This window comes from Ruegeria sp. YTSA135 (genome assembly GCF_059610165.1).
Genome location: NZ_JBXWNC010000001.1, coordinates 578,436 through 592,551, shown reverse-complemented (window position 1 = coordinate 592,551; position 14,116 = coordinate 578,436). Strand labels below are relative to the sequence as shown.

Genomic DNA, 14,116 nt, shown 5'->3' with positions numbered 1-14,116 from the left:
GCGCCGGGTCGGGTAGCTTTCTCTTAGTCTTCCGGACCATATGCAAACCCCATATCTTGCGTTATCTAACCACAAAGGACACCAGATCGTCCACCGATTTCATCACCAGCAGGGCAACGCAGACTTTCAGATTCTGGGCGATTTTGGGTCGAACACTGTACTTATACTGTTCTTGTCGCGAACGTCGAGTCCAACCCGCGACCAAAATCACCCTAAGAATCTGTTTTTATTGATTTAAATGGTGCCCCCACACGGACTCGAACCGCGGACCTACTGATTACAAATCAGTTGCTCTACCAGCTGAGCTATAGGGGCACCGTTGTTTAAACTGGGCTTTTTTTGGAAGTCTTCCCATCACCAACTGCGTTGTGGTCAGCAAATGGGCTATGTGACTTCCACCATTTCCAGTGCAGCCGCATTTAGCGAGTTTTTTTCGACCCTACAACCCCTGCCGTGACATTTTGTTCGCTTGTTTTTGAAAGAAACCGGCGCGCGCGTTCGTCGCGTTGTGGCGCACCCCTTTTCAATTACCCAATGTTGAACATGTGGTGACTGCGCCAAGAGTTTGGGCGTGGACTCGGTAGTGAGCTGCGGCTGATTTGAACTGTATCAACCGCAGAAGAATAGATCGCGATACAACGCGCAGAGATTGCTGCACGGAAGGCGCACTTTGGGCCACTAAAGAAGGTCAAAACACGCGCTGATCGTGCCTCAGCATTTGCTTGCAGGAATACATGCACAGACCATCAAAGATCCTGCTGGCGCGACTTGTTAAGAGAGAGATCACCACAGCCTGTCTATCTACAGCGGTTGATTTCGGGCTATGAAGTAACACAAGGTCCCGTGTCTTGTGCAGGGACAGGGCTCTGTTATCTCTTTCTTATCGACAGGCCATTGTGAAACAGGTGCACTTTGGCAGGGTCGGCATTTAGTTTAAGGGTCTGACCCCGAAGATTTTTTCCGATGCCTGGAAACTTTGCTACAATCCCGTCCGACCCAGGCTCACTTGCGAAATACAACAAGGTGACTTCCCCCAAGGCTTCAATGAAGTCGACATCTCCTTCCATGAAGCCGGAGTCGTTGTCGGTAAAGAAATCCTCGGGCCGCACACCGATATTGACCTTTAGGCCCATTTGCTCGGGGTCGGTTGCAATGGAGGAAATGGCTGTTCCGCCTGCCTCAAGTGTGACCGCGGTCTGTTCCCCTGTCTTGGAGATCACGCCGGGAAGTAAGTTCATCGCGGGTGAGCCAATGAACTGTGCGACAAATTCGTTATCGGGTGTTTCATACAGTTCAAGCGGCGTGCCAACTTGCGCGATCCCTTTATTGGCCAGAACAACGATACGACTGGCAAGTGTCATGGCCTCTACCTGATCGTGGGTGACGTAGATCATCGTACTGTCGGGCATCGCTTCTTTCAGGCGCGCGATCTCGATACGAGTGGCAACGCGCAGGGCGGCATCGAGGTTTGAAAGGGGTTCGTCAAACAAGTAAACCTTGGGGTCGCGCACAATGGCCCGTCCGATGGCGACGCGCTGACGTTGCCCGCCCGACAGCGCCTTGGGAAGACGGTCCAGAAAGGGTTCCAACTGTAGAATTTTGGCGGCACGGTCGACGGCGGCATCGACCTCAGCCTTGGGTATTTTTGCGATCTTCAGCGCGAAGGCCATGTTTTCGCGCACAGTCATGTGCGGATACAGAGCATAGGATTGAAACACCATCGCTATGCCACGCTGGGCGGGGGGGACGTCGTTCATGACTTGCCCCTCAATCTCCAGCGTTCCGCCTGAGATCTTTTCCAAACCCGCAATCATACGCAGCAGAGTGGATTTCCCGCAGCCCGAAGGCCCGACGAACACGATCAGTTCGCCGGTTTCAATGTCAAGATCGATATGCTTGAGAACGTCAACCGACCCATAGGTCTTGGCCACATCCGTGAGCTTGAGTTCCGACATGGCTTACCTCTTTTCCCTGGTCAGCAAGCAGAATTGTGCGGCATCAAGAACGGCGGTTCCGATTGCATCCACTGCCCCTAAATCCTCGCCAATTACGCGCCAATCGCCTTGCGGCAAGGCGAACTCGGCTGTGTCAGGGCCGAGGTTGAACGCGCAAAACACCTGTTCTGTCGCATCCTCGCGTATGAACGTCAGCACGGAACCTGTTTGGGTCATTTTAACCTGCGCCCCCGATGTCAGGGCCGTATGTGCATGACGCAGGGCAATCGCGCGGCGATAGTGGTGCAGGATCGAATCGTGGTCCCGTTCGGACCGGTCTACGGCACGTTCCGCTTGCGTTTGGCTTACCGGCAGCCACGGGGCGGTAGTGCTGAAACCAGAGTGTTCGTCCTGGGCCGCCCAGACCATTGGCGTACGGCAACCGTCACGGCCCTTGAACTCGGGCCAGAATTCGATGCCATAAGGGTCTTGCAGACTTTCGAAGGGCACGTCGGCCTCGGGTAGGCCCAGTTCCTCACCCTGATACAGGCAGGCAGAGCCGCGCAGGCACATCATTAGCACCGCGTGCTGGCGCAAGGCTGCATCGTCCAGTCCCCACCGCGTGCCGTGGCGCTGGACGTCGTGATTGGAAAAAGCCCAGCAGGGCCATGCATCGCCGGCCTTGTCTTCAAGCTGATCGAAAACCTGTTTGGCATAAGCTGCAGTCAAAGCGCGTTTTTCCAGAAACTCAAAGGCATAACACATATGCATCCGTTTATCGCCGCTGGTATATTGCCCCATAAGCTCCAGCCCGCGCTGGGCATCGCCAACCTCACCCAGGCAAGCGCGGTCTTCGTATTGATCTGTCAAAGCCCGCAGGCGTTCAAGAAATGCGATGTTTTCCGGTTGGCTTTTGGAATACAGGTGGTCCTGGTGGTTGTACGGGTTTACCTGCGGCGCGATTGTGGCGTTGCGCTGATCAAGGGGCAGGGCAGGGTTGTCGCGCAGCTGACTGTCGTGAAAGTAGAAGTTGATCGTATCCAGGCGGAACCCGTCCACCCCCATGTCCAGCCAGAACCGCGCCACGTCCAGCAGCGAATCCTGTACATCGACGCAATGAAAGTTCAGATCGGGCTGGGATGTAAGGAAGTTATGCAGGTAATACTGTTGACGCCGCGTATCCCACTGCCACGCGGACCCGCCAAAAATCGAAAGCCAGTTGTTGGGCGGAGTTCCATCCGGTTTGGGGTCGGCCCATACATACCAGTCTGACTTAGGATTATCCCGGCTGGCGCGGCTTTCGGTGAACCAGTGGTGTTTGTCCGATGTGTGCGACAAAACGAGGTCGATCATCACCTTCAGACCCTGTGCATGAGCTTGCTCCAGAAGGGCGCGAAAATCCTCCATCGTGCCGAACATTGGGTCAATGGCGCGGTAGTCGCTGACATCATAGCCGAAATCTTTCATCGGAGACTTAAAGAACGGCGAAATCCAGATCGCATCCACCCCAAGCGAAGCGATGTAGGGCAGGCGCTGCGTAATCCCGTTCAGGTCCCCGATTCCGTCGCCGGTGCTGTCTTGAAAGCTACGAGGGTAGATCTGATAGATAACGCCACCTCGCCACCAGTCGGACGAAACCTGGGTTGCATCTTGTTGTTTTGTGATGTTCTGCACGTTCATAACACGCCTTTATTTGACTGATCCGGCCAGCAGTCCGCGGACCAGATATTTCTGCATTGCAAAGAAGACGACCAGCGGCACCGCGATTGAGACGAACGCCGCCGTGGCCAGGATTTCCCAGTTGCCGCCACGAGTGCCCAGCAGTTCGACGATGCGGTTTGTCATGACCGTGGTCTGGCCCGTAGCATTGATCAGGAACACCTTTGCGACCAGCAGATCATTCCATGTCCAAAGGAACTGGAAGATTGCAAAAGATGCCAGCGCCGGAAAGCTGAGCGGAAGGATGAGCTTTGTGAATATCTGGAACTCGGTCGCGCCATCGACGCGCGCGTTTTCGATCAGGTCGCGGGGCAGCCCGGCCATGTAGTTTCGCAGCAAGTAGATCGCCAGCGGCATCCCAAAACCGGTATGGGCCAGCCAGACCCCCAGATAACCCTTGCCGATCCCGATATTCAGGTGGAACTTGAGTAGCGGAATCAACGCCAGTTGCAGCGGCACGACCAACAAGCCCACCACAGCGGCGATCAGCAGCGCCCGGCCTGGAAAATCCATCCAAGCGAGGGCATAGGCAGCAAAAGCCGCGACAAGGATCGGGATGATCGTCGCCGGGATTGTTACGGTCAACGTACTGAAGAAAGCCCGGCCCATACTGTCGGAGCTACCTTTGTCGAAAAGAACCGTTTGGTAGTTGTCGAACGTGAACTCTGGCGGCAGCTCGGCAGTCACGAAAATCCGAGCGCCGCGATTGCCGGTAAACTCCTCTGCATTCGCCATCCGGTAGTTTCCGTCCGCGTCAACAGTGATTGTCCCGCCGCGGCGAAGCTCGGCTGTATCAGCGGGTGTGAAGGCATCAACTTCACGCGAACTGATACCCCATCTTGAGATTTTCACTGTCTGATCGTCGCCGAACAGCTTGCCCTGAATGACATACAGCCCATCTTCCAGCACCTGTGTTTCAGGCGCGGCGCTGCGCAGGGTCAGGTTCTGCTCGGACGGGAATAGTGCTCGCCACCAACCACTTGTCGCAATCTGATCCGCAGTGCGAAAGGACGAGATCAAAAGTCCCAGCGTCGGAACCACCCACAACACCACCAGAAACAGAACCGAGGCATGGACAACCCATCTCAGGGCCGGTTTTTCACCTGCAAAGCTATCCATTTATCAGTCTCCACCCATAGAAGGCGAACCTTCGTTTCGGACCTGCCGGACGTTCCAGATCAATATCGGAGTAACCAGCAGCATGATCACCATCGCCGACGCCGAACCGACACCCCAGTCATTGGCGCGGAACAGCTTGTCATACATGTAGTTGGCCAAAACTTGCGTTTCCCATTGGCCGTTGGTCATCGCGAAAACGATGTCAAAGACCTTGAGCACGGTGATGGTGATCGTGGTCCAGACGACCAGAATAGTCGCTTTGATCTGAGGCACCTTGATACGAAAGAAAATCTGGAATGGGTTTGCGCCGTCCAGGATTGCCGCCTCAATCGTTTCTTCAGGGATGCCACGCAGCGCGGCGGACAAGATAACCATGGCAAAACCGGTTTGAATCCAGACCAGAACGATCATCAGGAAGAAACTGTTCCAGAACGGAATAGTAAGCCATGTCTGCGGGTCGGTACCGCCAAAGAACAGGTACAGGGCATTCAGGATGCCGATCTGATCCTCGGCTTCTGGGCGTGAGTCGTAGACCAGCTTCCAGATGACCGAGGCACCCACAAATGAAATCGCCATCGGCATGAAAATCAGTGATTTCGCGACGTTACCCCATCTGATGCGGTCCGTTAGCTGCGCCACCAGCAGGCCAAACGCTGTCGACATCGCGGGGACGACGATGAGCCAGAGCATGTTGTTGCGCATCGCTTCCCAGAACTTGGGCTCAGCCGCCATCTGCACGTAGTTGTCGAGGCCAACCCATTGGTAGCCACCCCCTGGCACGCGTTCAGTCAGAGACAGGCGCAGCGTTTCAACCACCGGATAGGCCAGATACAACCCAAGTGCTGCTATCGCCGGGAACAAGAACAGCCACGGTCGGATCATGTTCGCCCGGTTGATATTGCGGCCCGCGTTTGGTCCGCGCGGAGGGCACAGAACCTTGTCAAGAAATTGATTGGACAGATAAAAATATCCCACGCAACCCAACACACCGATGGCGATGGTCAGCAGGCCTTGAAGTGCCGGTGTCATGATGCCCTCACTCGCTGTGCAATGGGGCGACGCGGTGGCCGCCCCGCGCGTCAGTTACTTTGCCGCGTCCCACGAGGACTGGATTTCACCAGCGACAGTGGCCGCGTCTTTCGCGCCTGACGAGTAATCGACCATTCCGGTCCAGAAGGTACCCGCACCAACCGCGCCCGGCATCAGGTCGGACCCGTCAAAACGGAAAGTGGTTGCGTTGGTCAGGATCTCGCCTTGCCCGCGCTGCGTGTCGTTGGAATAATTGTCGGGATTTGCCCCCAGATGCGGGGTCAGGAAACCATCCTGAGACATCATGATTTCATGTGCAAACGAGGTCTTGAGGAATTCCATGAACGCCTCGGCGGCGGGGTTTGGATTGGTGATAGTGAACAACGTGCCCGCCCCCAGAACCGGTGTCCCCAGGTCTTTTTCAGCGTAGGCCGGGAAGTAAAAGAAGTCGGCATCCACCCCAAGCTCGGTTCCTTCAGGGAAATAGGCCGGAATGAACGAGGCCTGACGGTGCATCATGCAGGCGGGCGGGCTGTCGAACAGACCTTTCGGACTGTCGCGGAAGTCGATCGCGGCGGTATCGTCGGCATCGCCCACGACATAATCATCGTTGCGTGTAAAGCTGCCATATTCTTCAATCGCTGCAATCACGCGCGGATCATCGAACTTCATTTCGTTCGAGACCCATTGGTCATAAACCTCGGGCGGTTGCGTTCGAAGCATCAGGTCCTCAACCCAGTCGGTCGCGGGCCATCCGGTCGCACCACCCGATGCAAGACCGACACACAGCGGTGTTTCGCCGTCAGCAACCATCTGATCCATCAGCGCCTTGAATTCTTCCATGGTCTGAGGAACTTCGTATCCGAAATCTTCAAAGTTTTCAGGGATGTACCAGACCAGGGATTTCACGTTCACGTTGAAGAAGAAGCCGTAGAAATCCTGGTTGCCTTCGGCGTTTTCGAAAGTTCCAAGATCCACCCAAGACTGACCGGCGGCAAAGTTGTCTTTGATCCAATCTGCCGATCCCTCGGCCAGGGGTGTCAGGTATTCGTTCTTTGCCATATTGGCGGCAAGGCCGGGTTGGGGGAACACGGTCAGGTTCGGCGCCGACCCTGCCGCGGCATCGATGAGGATTTGCTGTTCCAGCGAGTCCGATCCCACATAGCTGGAATTCGCACCCGTCGCTGCATTGAAATACGCCACAAGGTTTTCGAATGCTTCGCCTTCACCCGCCAGCCAAGGCCCGAAAATAGTCAGGTCTTCTCCGCTCAGGTCATGCGCATCTGCAAAGGCCTGGTATCCATCCCAGTCAAAACTGCCGTCCCCGACGGCGTACAGCAGATCGCTTTGTGCCTGAACCGAACCGGCCATCAAGGCAAACACGGCCGCACCTGCGTATAGCGAGTGTTTCATGATTTCTCCTCCCATCACTTTCCAGCGCCTTTTGAGACTCGGTTTTCAAAGCGCTTTGAATACCCTGCTTTATCCGCTAACATCGGGTTTCTGTCAATATCTGGAACAGGAAAGTTTATTTGTTGACGTTTAGCATAAGCGTCAAGGCGGGTTGACGTAGAATAAAAATCGAATGAAAACGTAATTGGCAAAAAAATTGAAGGCGCTTTGAAAGCCATGAACCTCAAGCAGCTCTCTGAAATCCTCGGCTTGTCGCAGACCACAGTTAGCCGCGCTCTGAACGGATACCCCGAGGTGAACGAGGGTACGCGCATTCGTGTGCAGGCGGCGGCGGACAAGCATGGATACCGGCCAAACATCCGTGCCAAAGGGCTGGCGACGGGGCGTTCGATGGTGATCGGGCACGTGATTCCAACGTCGTCACGGCACGAGATGGTGAACCCGATTTTTGGCGACTTTGTCGCGGGCGCTGCCCGGACCTATGCCGAAAAAAACTACAATATGATGTTTACCCACGCGCCGGACACCTCGATCGAGGATTCTTATCGCAGCCTTTTTTCACGCGGTGCGGTTGATGGCGTTGTTCTGCAGGGGCCCAAGGTGAACGAACCGCGGATTTCCGTGCTGTCGAATATGGGCGTTCCGTTTATCGTGCATGGCCGCTCGACCGGTGTGGACTTACCCTATGATTGGATCGACGTTAACAACCAACGTTCTTTCGAGCGGGCAACACAGTTTCTCATTGATCTGGGGCATCGGCGTATTGCGCTGATCAACGGCTTGGAAGAGATGGATTTTGCGCAACGCCGTCGCAACGGATACATGGCGGCGCTGCAAAGGGCAGGGGTTACACCCGATCCGGCTTTGCTGCGCAGTGCAGAGATGACCGAGATTTACGGGTATCAGACCGTATGTGACATGCTGAAGCTAGATAACCCGCCCACTGCCATTCTGGCCTCGTCCATTATCTCGGCGGTTGGTGTCCGCCGCGCGTTAGAGGAAAACGGGTTGAAAATGGGTCGCGATATATCGGTCATCGCGCATGATGATGAGTTGTCTTACATGCGTAACGGCCAGGACGTTCCGATTTTCACCGCCACACGGTCGTCCGTGCGCCGTGCCGGCGAACTTGCGGCTGAGATGTTGATCGAGCGAATAAACGCACCCGATGATCCGCCAAAGTCATGCCTGCTTGAAGCAGAGCTTGTGGTCGGCAATTCAACAGGTCCGGTTCGGCAGAGGTTGTAAAATGAAGCACAAGCGAAGTGATTTTCCAGACGATTTCCTGTTTGGCGTCGCAACCTCGGCCTATCAGATCGAAGGGCATGGGCAGGGGGGTGCTGGGATGACCCACTGGGACAGTTTCGCAGCCACACCAGGAAATGTCGTAAACGCGGAAAACGGGGATGTGGCCTGCGACCACTACAATCGGTTCGAAGATGATCTGGACCTGATAAAGGGGGCAGGTTTCGACTGCTATCGCTTTTCGACCAGTTGGGCGCGTGTGTTGCCAGAGGGGCGCGGCCCGGTCAATCAGGAAGGTTTGGACTTCTACGACCGGCTAACGGATGCCCTGTTAGAGCGCGACATCCGTCCCTGCGCAACCTTGTATCATTGGGAGCTGCCTTCCCCGCTGGCTGATCTGGGGGGATGGCGGAACAGGAATATCGCCGGGTGGTTCGCAGATTTCACCGAAATCGTCATGCGCCGTATCGGTGATCGCATGTTCAGTGTTGCCCCTATCAATGAGCCGTGGTGTGTCAGTTGGCTGAGCCATTTTGAAGGTCACCACGCCCCCGGCCTGCGAGATATTCGCGCGACAGCCCGCGCGATGCACCATGTCCTGCTGGCCCATGGCCGCGCGATCGAAGTGATGCGGGGGATGGGCATGTCCAATCTGGGCGCCGTGTTTAATCTGGAATGGGCCGAACCGGCTGATGACAGCCCACAGGCGCAACAGGCGGCTGCACGCTATGACGGTATCTATAACCGCTTCTTTATGGGCGGCGTGTTCAATAAGTCCTATCCCGATACAGTTCTCAACGGGCTTGAACCCTATCTACCGGATGGGTGGCAGAATGATTTCGATACAATCGGTGCTGCGGTGGATTGGTGCGGTATAAACTACTATACCCGCAAGCTGATCGCGCCTGCGGAAACGCCATGGCCAAGCTTGCGTGAGGTTCCCGGCCCGCTGCCCAAGACACAGATGGGATGGGAGATTGATCCGGCGGCCTTATCCCGTTTTCTGCTTCGTACGGCCACAGAGTATACGGGTGATCTGCCGATCTATGTGACGGAAAACGGTATGGCCAGCCCGCAGCGTAGCCAGGACGATGATCGTATCGACTATTTGGATCAGCACCTGTCTGCCGTTCAGGCGGCGCTTGACCACGGCGTTCCGGCCAAGGGGTATTTTGTCTGGTCTTTGCTGGACAACTACGAATGGGCCTTGGGCTATGAAAAACGCTTTGGGTTGGTGGATGTGGATTTCGATACCCTGAAACGAACGCCCAAGGCGTCTTATTTTGCCCTGAAACAAGCCCTTGCCAGCGGGTGAAATATTGGCACCTGATGGCGGATCATATGCGCAGGCTGATTGAGTTGTGCAAACTGGTCTGCGCTTGGGTAGAAAATGACTTGTGACGCAACTGCGTTTGAATCGCCCGAGGTAAAGATTCGGCTTGCGAAAAAGGTTGCGCAGAGGCGCCGCTCACGGCACGTGCTTTGGTCGTGTTCGCGGCCGTTGGCCCATTAGATGGGGGCTTTTCAACTTAGCGGCTTTTCAATCAGACTGGTTGGCAGTAAGAGTTTCTGACGTCAGCGGCTCAACCGGGTTGATGGCAATCAAATGTGGCTAAACCTCTGACTGCAACAGGCTTAATTTCCTGCCGCGTTCTCGGGATGCCATTGTTTCTAAGGCCTAATGGCCGTAGTGAGTTTTGAGGCCCGGTTAAGGCCTGACACGCTTTGCCCGCGTGGTGGAATGGTAGACACAAGAGACTTAAAATCTCTGGGCCGAAAGGCCGTGCCGGTTCGAGTCCGGCCGCGGGTACCACACTCAAACAAAACGAGAATCCCAATTTTACTTGCGGTGTGATCCTTCGGGCATGTGCGTCTCGCGCATTCACCGCCTACCATAAGCTCGTCGAGTCGCGCGCTGGGCTCTGAACCTTTTGGGTAGGCGAAAACCCCTTAATTCTGGTCGCCAAGCAGAATGTTTCTTGCTTCGGTAATTTGCGCAGTCAACGCAGCTGAGCCGCCTTGATCAGGGTGTACGCGTTTAATCAGCCGGTTGTACGCCTCGCGGACTTCTTCGGCGCTGGCACCCGCATTCAGGCCAAGAATCTTGTACGCCTCTTCTTTGCTGAGCGGGTGCACTTTTTGGGGTCTGTCTTCGTCGGTGTAAGAGCGCCAATCGGGGTGTGCATTATCAAGGTAAGCTTCGAGCAATCGCTCTGTTTCATCATCATCACCAATTGCCGCGTGCAGATACACCAGTTCTGTGAGGTCGAGGTCTGAAAGCAGCTGGCCCTCGTGTTTACCGGTCAGAATCCGCCCGTCTATCTTTCCTGACTGGTGGTCAAGCGTCATTTCCAGTCGCGCTGAGCGAACCTGTGATGTGCGTGTTCTGCTGGTGCGGCCCAGCGACGATCCTCTGAGCAGAACCAAACTGACCCCCAAGATTATGAGAGGCACTGCCAGCGCAAAAGCACGTGTGGTCATCAGCGCCACACCAATCGCGATCAATGCAAAACCCATCGCCCTTTGCGCGCGGCTGCCTAGGATAGACCGGGCCACGTTCGTAAGAACCCACAGCAAAAACGCTAAACCGACAGCACTGGCGACAACGGTCAGGAATGGAGGCATCAGCGCATGTCTGACAGAAGTTGTTTGGCCTGCGAGTTATCAAGCGCCTCCAACGCTTTCCTACCGCCAGCCGCATATGTGGCAACCGCAACAAGAAGCGCCTTCAGTTCATCGGCCGACCCTGCGTTAAACGGCAGGTAGACACCCCCGGTTAGCCGCGCGATTTCGCGGAACGCGACTGCGGCTGTTGGGTCAGCGCCATCATGAAAAGCAAACACTTTAACACCGTTCAGGCGCAATTCACCGGCCAACCCGCACAGCTTGTCCACGTCTTCTTCCATTGAGTCGCCGACATATACCAAAGCGGTCAGGGGCTCCTGCTCGGCCATTTTCCTGGCATGCTTAAAAACCTTGGCAATCTGGGTCAAACCGCCCCGGCAATCTATTTTCTCCATCATCGCGCGCAAGCTGTTTGCGTCATTGACCCACCGAGAGGCGCGAGCTTCCTGATTGCCGCGAAAATAGACAAGCTGCACAGACAGGTTGCCGACCGCCTCAGCGGCAGAGAACATCTCGCCCTGAAGGGCGCAGGCCATGTCCCACGTCGGTTGGCGGCTCATGGTTGCATCCAACGCAAAAATCATCCGCCCGGGCGACGCGGACTGCGTCGCGGCCAGCTGTTTGGCCTGAGACAGAAAATCGCTGATCTCTGTTTCAGTTGATTTGCGCGCAGCCGGAAGGTCGGTTTCTTTCTGACGTGAAAGGTCGTTGCGTTGCATAACACTAGGGTATTTGTTGCGGGCGATTCTGTACACGCTCTTGAGCGTTCTGAGGTGGTGCTTGGGATATTAGCCCGATTTGACGGTGAGAACAGAAGGCATCTTGCTGGATGTCTGTTGCTTCCACTTTTAACGCGCGATCTGCCCGATTTGAAAGACCCTTTGCCACCCGGCAGCGGTGCACACGCTAACGCAAACGCGCGTCAAGCCTTGCATATCAACTGGTCCAGCAGTTCGAACTTCCGTTCGACAAAAGCCAGAAAACGGTTGGAGGTTGCCGACATCCGGCGATCGCGACGCATGACACACCCTAAATGGCGGTCCGGGTCTCCGATTTTAATCGGTAGGAATGTCATCATATTCTGCCGTTGCATCATGAAAACGACCGAAAATGGCAGGACTGTCAGTGAATCTGATCCCGCCAGAACGTTAACAACAGCACTCAGCGAGCCTCCGGTGAAACTGATCTTCAGTTCCCGCACACCTATGCCGTCCAACGTGTTCCGCAGGTCGCGGAATAGCGGGCTGTTCGCTGGCGGAGCAATCCAGGAATAGTCGGTGATGTCCTCAAGCTTTACTTCGGTTTTGCGCGCCAATGGATGACCGACACGGCAGGCAATGACGTTTCTGCCGGGCAGGATTTGCCGGAACTCATACTCTTCTGACAGGTCGGCTGGCCGAATTGGAAGAATTGCCACATCAAGCGTTTCGTTGGAAATCTTGGATAACAGCTCGGCGGGGTAGCCATATGACTGATCAATCCGGATGTTTGGATGCTCGGCCTGGAATTCTGCGATAACACTAGAGATTACACCATCCATGAAGATCGGCGTGCCCGCAACCCGGACTGCGCCGGACAGCCCCTGACGGTGCTCATCCACCAGCCGGCTGGCGTGTTGGCCAGCCTCAAGAATCCTTTTGCCTTCCTGGGCAAGCGCCAGTCCAAGTTCTGTAGGCTGAAGCGGTCGTCGGGCGGCAAGGAACAGGGGCTCACCCACGCGGTCTTCCAGCAAGGAAACGCTTCGTGAAACACTTGGCTGTGATTTGCCCAGCAAAGCGGCGCCTTCGGTCAACCCGCCGGATTCAACAATAGCTGCAAGTATTTCAAGATGTCTTGGGTCGAGCTTCATAACCCAAAGTTATATTGATCGTCCAAAATTCGATCAAGAGTGAATTCGCAACCTGCTAGGATTTCCCTAACACGATGAGTCCGCGCACGTCAGGAAGAACTTCAATGGCATTTGGCATCACCAGCATCAATGGTCAGAAGGTCCGGTTTGGTGTTGGTTTGCGTAACGACATTTGTTCCGAGCTGTCAGAGCTGGGGTCTGAAAAAGCGCTTGTGCTTTCGACACCTCAGCAGGTGGATATGGCGATGGAACTGGCGACCGCGATTGGTGATCGTGCGTCGGGCGTCTTCACCCGTGCAACAATGCACACACCGGTCGACGTGACCGAAGAAGCGGTTGAGCATGCCCTGTCCATTCAAGCCGATAGCGTTGTCTCAATTGGCGGTGGTTCAACCATCGGTTTGGGTAAGGCAATTGCCCTTCGCACCGGGTTGCCGCAGATCGCGATCCCAACAACCTATGCCGGCAGTGAGGCCACCCCCATCCTGGGACAGACAGAGGGTGGGGTAAAGACAACCCTGACAGATGCGAAGGTTCTGCCGCGCGTCATTCTTTACGATCCCGAACTTGTCGCGTCACTGCCGCCCGCGATGACCGTGACCAGCGCCTTGAACGCCATGGCCCACGCAGCCGAAGCGCTGTACGCCAAGGACCGCACGGATCAGACGACCGAACTTGCCGTTGATGGTCTCAAAGCATTTGCCGAGGGTTTGCCAAACGTTGTCGAAAACCCAGGCGATCTAAAGGCGAGAGAAGAAACGCAACGTGGGGCATGGGCTTGCGGCACCGTTCTTGGTCAGGTCGGAATGGCGCTGCATCACAAGCTCTGTCACACGCTGGGCGGCTCTTTCAACTTGCCGCATGCCGAAACCCACGCAATCGTTCTGCCGCATGCCATTGCTTACAACGCCGTGGGTGTGCCTGAACTGCTGACGCCAGTTTCGCAAATACTGGATGGTGGCGAGCCAGGGCAGGCGCTTTGGGATTTTGCCAAGAAAATGGGCGCGCCAATGGCTTTGAAGGATCTTGGAATTTCCGAAGCCGATCTGGATCGCGCGACCGAGATTGCACTCAGGAACCCGTATTGGAACCCACGGCCAATAACCGCTGATGGGTTGCGGGCGCTGCTGCAAAACGCCTGGGCTGGAAACGCCCCGGGCATTTGAGTTCACCGTGTCAAGGG

General features: G+C 55.6%; 12 protein-coding genes and 2 tRNA genes. 4 read left to right on the top strand and 10 right to left on the bottom strand.

The features are described from left to right. Positions 1-239: 239 nt before the first annotated feature. From AC2FIT_RS02885 to AC2FIT_RS02855, 7 genes are all read right to left on the bottom strand, one after another. Positions 240-315: transfer RNA gene (locus tag AC2FIT_RS02885), tRNA-Thr, on the bottom strand. Positions 316-869: 554 nt separating this feature from the next. After that, positions 870-1,955: an ABC transporter ATP-binding protein gene (locus AC2FIT_RS02880; protein ID WP_496826419.1), complete on the bottom strand. Its 1,086-nt coding sequence runs from the start codon at positions 1,953-1,955 to the stop codon at positions 870-872. A gap of 3 nt (positions 1,956-1,958) precedes the next feature. Beyond that, positions 1,959-3,614: an alpha-amylase family glycosyl hydrolase gene (locus tag AC2FIT_RS02875; protein ID WP_496826417.1), complete on the bottom strand. Its 1,656-nt coding sequence runs from the start codon at positions 3,612-3,614 to the stop codon at positions 1,959-1,961. A 9-nt stretch (positions 3,615-3,623) separates the two neighbouring features. Next, the gene (locus AC2FIT_RS02870) at positions 3,624-4,772 is read right to left on the bottom strand and encodes a carbohydrate ABC transporter permease (RefSeq protein WP_496826415.1); all 1,149 of its coding nucleotides are present in this window, start codon (positions 4,770-4,772) and stop codon (positions 3,624-3,626) included. 3 nt (positions 4,773-4,775) lie between these two features. Next, a complete protein-coding gene (locus AC2FIT_RS02865; RefSeq protein WP_496826413.1) occupies positions 4,776-5,801 on the bottom strand; it encodes a carbohydrate ABC transporter permease in 1,026 nt (341 codons plus the stop codon). A gap of 54 nt (positions 5,802-5,855) precedes the next feature. Beyond that, complete coding sequence (locus tag AC2FIT_RS02860; RefSeq protein ID WP_496826411.1) at positions 5,856-7,214, bottom strand: ABC transporter substrate-binding protein; 1,359 nt, start codon at positions 7,212-7,214, stop codon at positions 5,856-5,858. Between the two features lie 14 nt (positions 7,215-7,228). After that, entirely contained in the window at positions 7,229-7,432 is a 204-nt protein-coding gene (locus tag AC2FIT_RS02855; RefSeq protein WP_496826409.1) for a hypothetical protein, read from the bottom strand. Between AC2FIT_RS02855 and AC2FIT_RS02850 the strand changes: the two genes are divergently transcribed. From AC2FIT_RS02850 to AC2FIT_RS02840, 3 genes are all read left to right on the top strand, one after another. Then, positions 7,431-8,462 carry a LacI family DNA-binding transcriptional regulator gene (locus tag AC2FIT_RS02850; RefSeq protein WP_496826407.1) on the top strand — a complete coding sequence of 344 codons (1,032 nt, stop codon included), beginning with the start codon at positions 7,431-7,433 and terminating at the stop codon, positions 8,460-8,462. The two genes, AC2FIT_RS02855 and AC2FIT_RS02850, sit on opposite strands and share 2 nt — an antisense overlap. Before the next feature lies 1 nt (position 8,463). After that, positions 8,464-9,774: a GH1 family beta-glucosidase gene (locus AC2FIT_RS02845; protein WP_496826405.1), complete on the top strand. Its 1,311-nt coding sequence runs from the start codon at positions 8,464-8,466 to the stop codon at positions 9,772-9,774. A 412-nt stretch (positions 9,775-10,186) separates the two neighbouring features. Beyond that, a tRNA-Leu gene (locus tag AC2FIT_RS02840) sits at positions 10,187-10,272 on the top strand. 137 nt (positions 10,273-10,409) lie between these two features. Here AC2FIT_RS02840 and AC2FIT_RS02835 read toward each other — a convergent pair. The 3 genes from AC2FIT_RS02835 to AC2FIT_RS02825 all read right to left on the bottom strand — a co-directional run bounded on the left by AC2FIT_RS02835 (position 10,410) and on the right by AC2FIT_RS02825 (position 12,933). Further along, on the bottom strand, positions 10,410-11,084 hold the full coding sequence (locus AC2FIT_RS02835; RefSeq protein ID WP_496826403.1) for a DnaJ domain-containing protein: 675 nt from the start codon (positions 11,082-11,084) through the stop codon (positions 10,410-10,412). Continuing rightward, positions 11,084-11,803: a vWA domain-containing protein gene (locus AC2FIT_RS02830; protein ID WP_496826401.1), complete on the bottom strand. Its 720-nt coding sequence runs from the start codon at positions 11,801-11,803 to the stop codon at positions 11,084-11,086. The genes AC2FIT_RS02835 and AC2FIT_RS02830 overlap by 1 nt, the downstream gene beginning before the upstream one ends. Positions 11,804-12,006: 203 nt before the next feature. Continuing rightward, positions 12,007-12,933 carry a LysR family transcriptional regulator gene (locus tag AC2FIT_RS02825; protein ID WP_496826399.1) on the bottom strand — a complete coding sequence of 309 codons (927 nt, stop codon included), beginning with the start codon at positions 12,931-12,933 and terminating at the stop codon, positions 12,007-12,009. A gap of 104 nt (positions 12,934-13,037) precedes the next feature. On the opposite strand from AC2FIT_RS02825, the gene AC2FIT_RS02820 reads away from it, so the two are divergent. Further along, positions 13,038-14,099, top strand: a complete 1,062-nt coding sequence (locus AC2FIT_RS02820) for a maleylacetate reductase (protein ID WP_496826397.1) — start codon at positions 13,038-13,040, stop codon at positions 14,097-14,099. Positions 14,100-14,116 lie beyond the last annotated feature (17 nt).

What these genes read in the sequence shown, in the direction of transcription:
- AC2FIT_RS02830 (WP_496826401.1), bottom strand. Translation starts at nt 11,803, where the DNA reads ATGCAACGCAACGACCTTTCACGTCAGAAAGAAACCGACCTTCCGGCT.
- AC2FIT_RS02825 (WP_496826399.1), bottom strand. Translation starts at nt 12,933, where the DNA reads ATGAAGCTCGACCCAAGACATCTTGAAATACTTGCAGCTATTGTTGAA.
- AC2FIT_RS02870 (WP_496826415.1), bottom strand. Translation starts at nt 4,772, where the DNA reads ATGGATAGCTTTGCAGGTGAAAAACCGGCCCTGAGATGGGTTGTCCAT.
- AC2FIT_RS02845 (WP_496826405.1), top strand. Translation starts at nt 8,464, where the DNA reads ATGAAGCACAAGCGAAGTGATTTTCCAGACGATTTCCTGTTTGGCGTC.
- AC2FIT_RS02820 (WP_496826397.1), top strand. Translation starts at nt 13,038, where the DNA reads ATGGCATTTGGCATCACCAGCATCAATGGTCAGAAGGTCCGGTTTGGT.
- AC2FIT_RS02860 (WP_496826411.1), bottom strand. Translation starts at nt 7,214, where the DNA reads ATGAAACACTCGCTATACGCAGGTGCGGCCGTGTTTGCCTTGATGGCC.
- AC2FIT_RS02855 (WP_496826409.1), bottom strand. Translation starts at nt 7,432, where the DNA reads ATGGCTTTCAAAGCGCCTTCAATTTTTTTGCCAATTACGTTTTCATTC.
- AC2FIT_RS02880 (WP_496826419.1), bottom strand. Translation starts at nt 1,955, where the DNA reads ATGTCGGAACTCAAGCTCACGGATGTGGCCAAGACCTATGGGTCGGTT.
- AC2FIT_RS02875 (WP_496826417.1), bottom strand. Translation starts at nt 3,614, where the DNA reads ATGAACGTGCAGAACATCACAAAACAACAAGATGCAACCCAGGTTTCG.
- AC2FIT_RS02835 (WP_496826403.1), bottom strand. Translation starts at nt 11,084, where the DNA reads ATGCCTCCATTCCTGACCGTTGTCGCCAGTGCTGTCGGTTTAGCGTTT.
- AC2FIT_RS02850 (WP_496826407.1), top strand. Translation starts at nt 7,431, where the DNA reads ATGAACCTCAAGCAGCTCTCTGAAATCCTCGGCTTGTCGCAGACCACA.
- AC2FIT_RS02865 (WP_496826413.1), bottom strand. Translation starts at nt 5,801, where the DNA reads ATGACACCGGCACTTCAAGGCCTGCTGACCATCGCCATCGGTGTGTTG.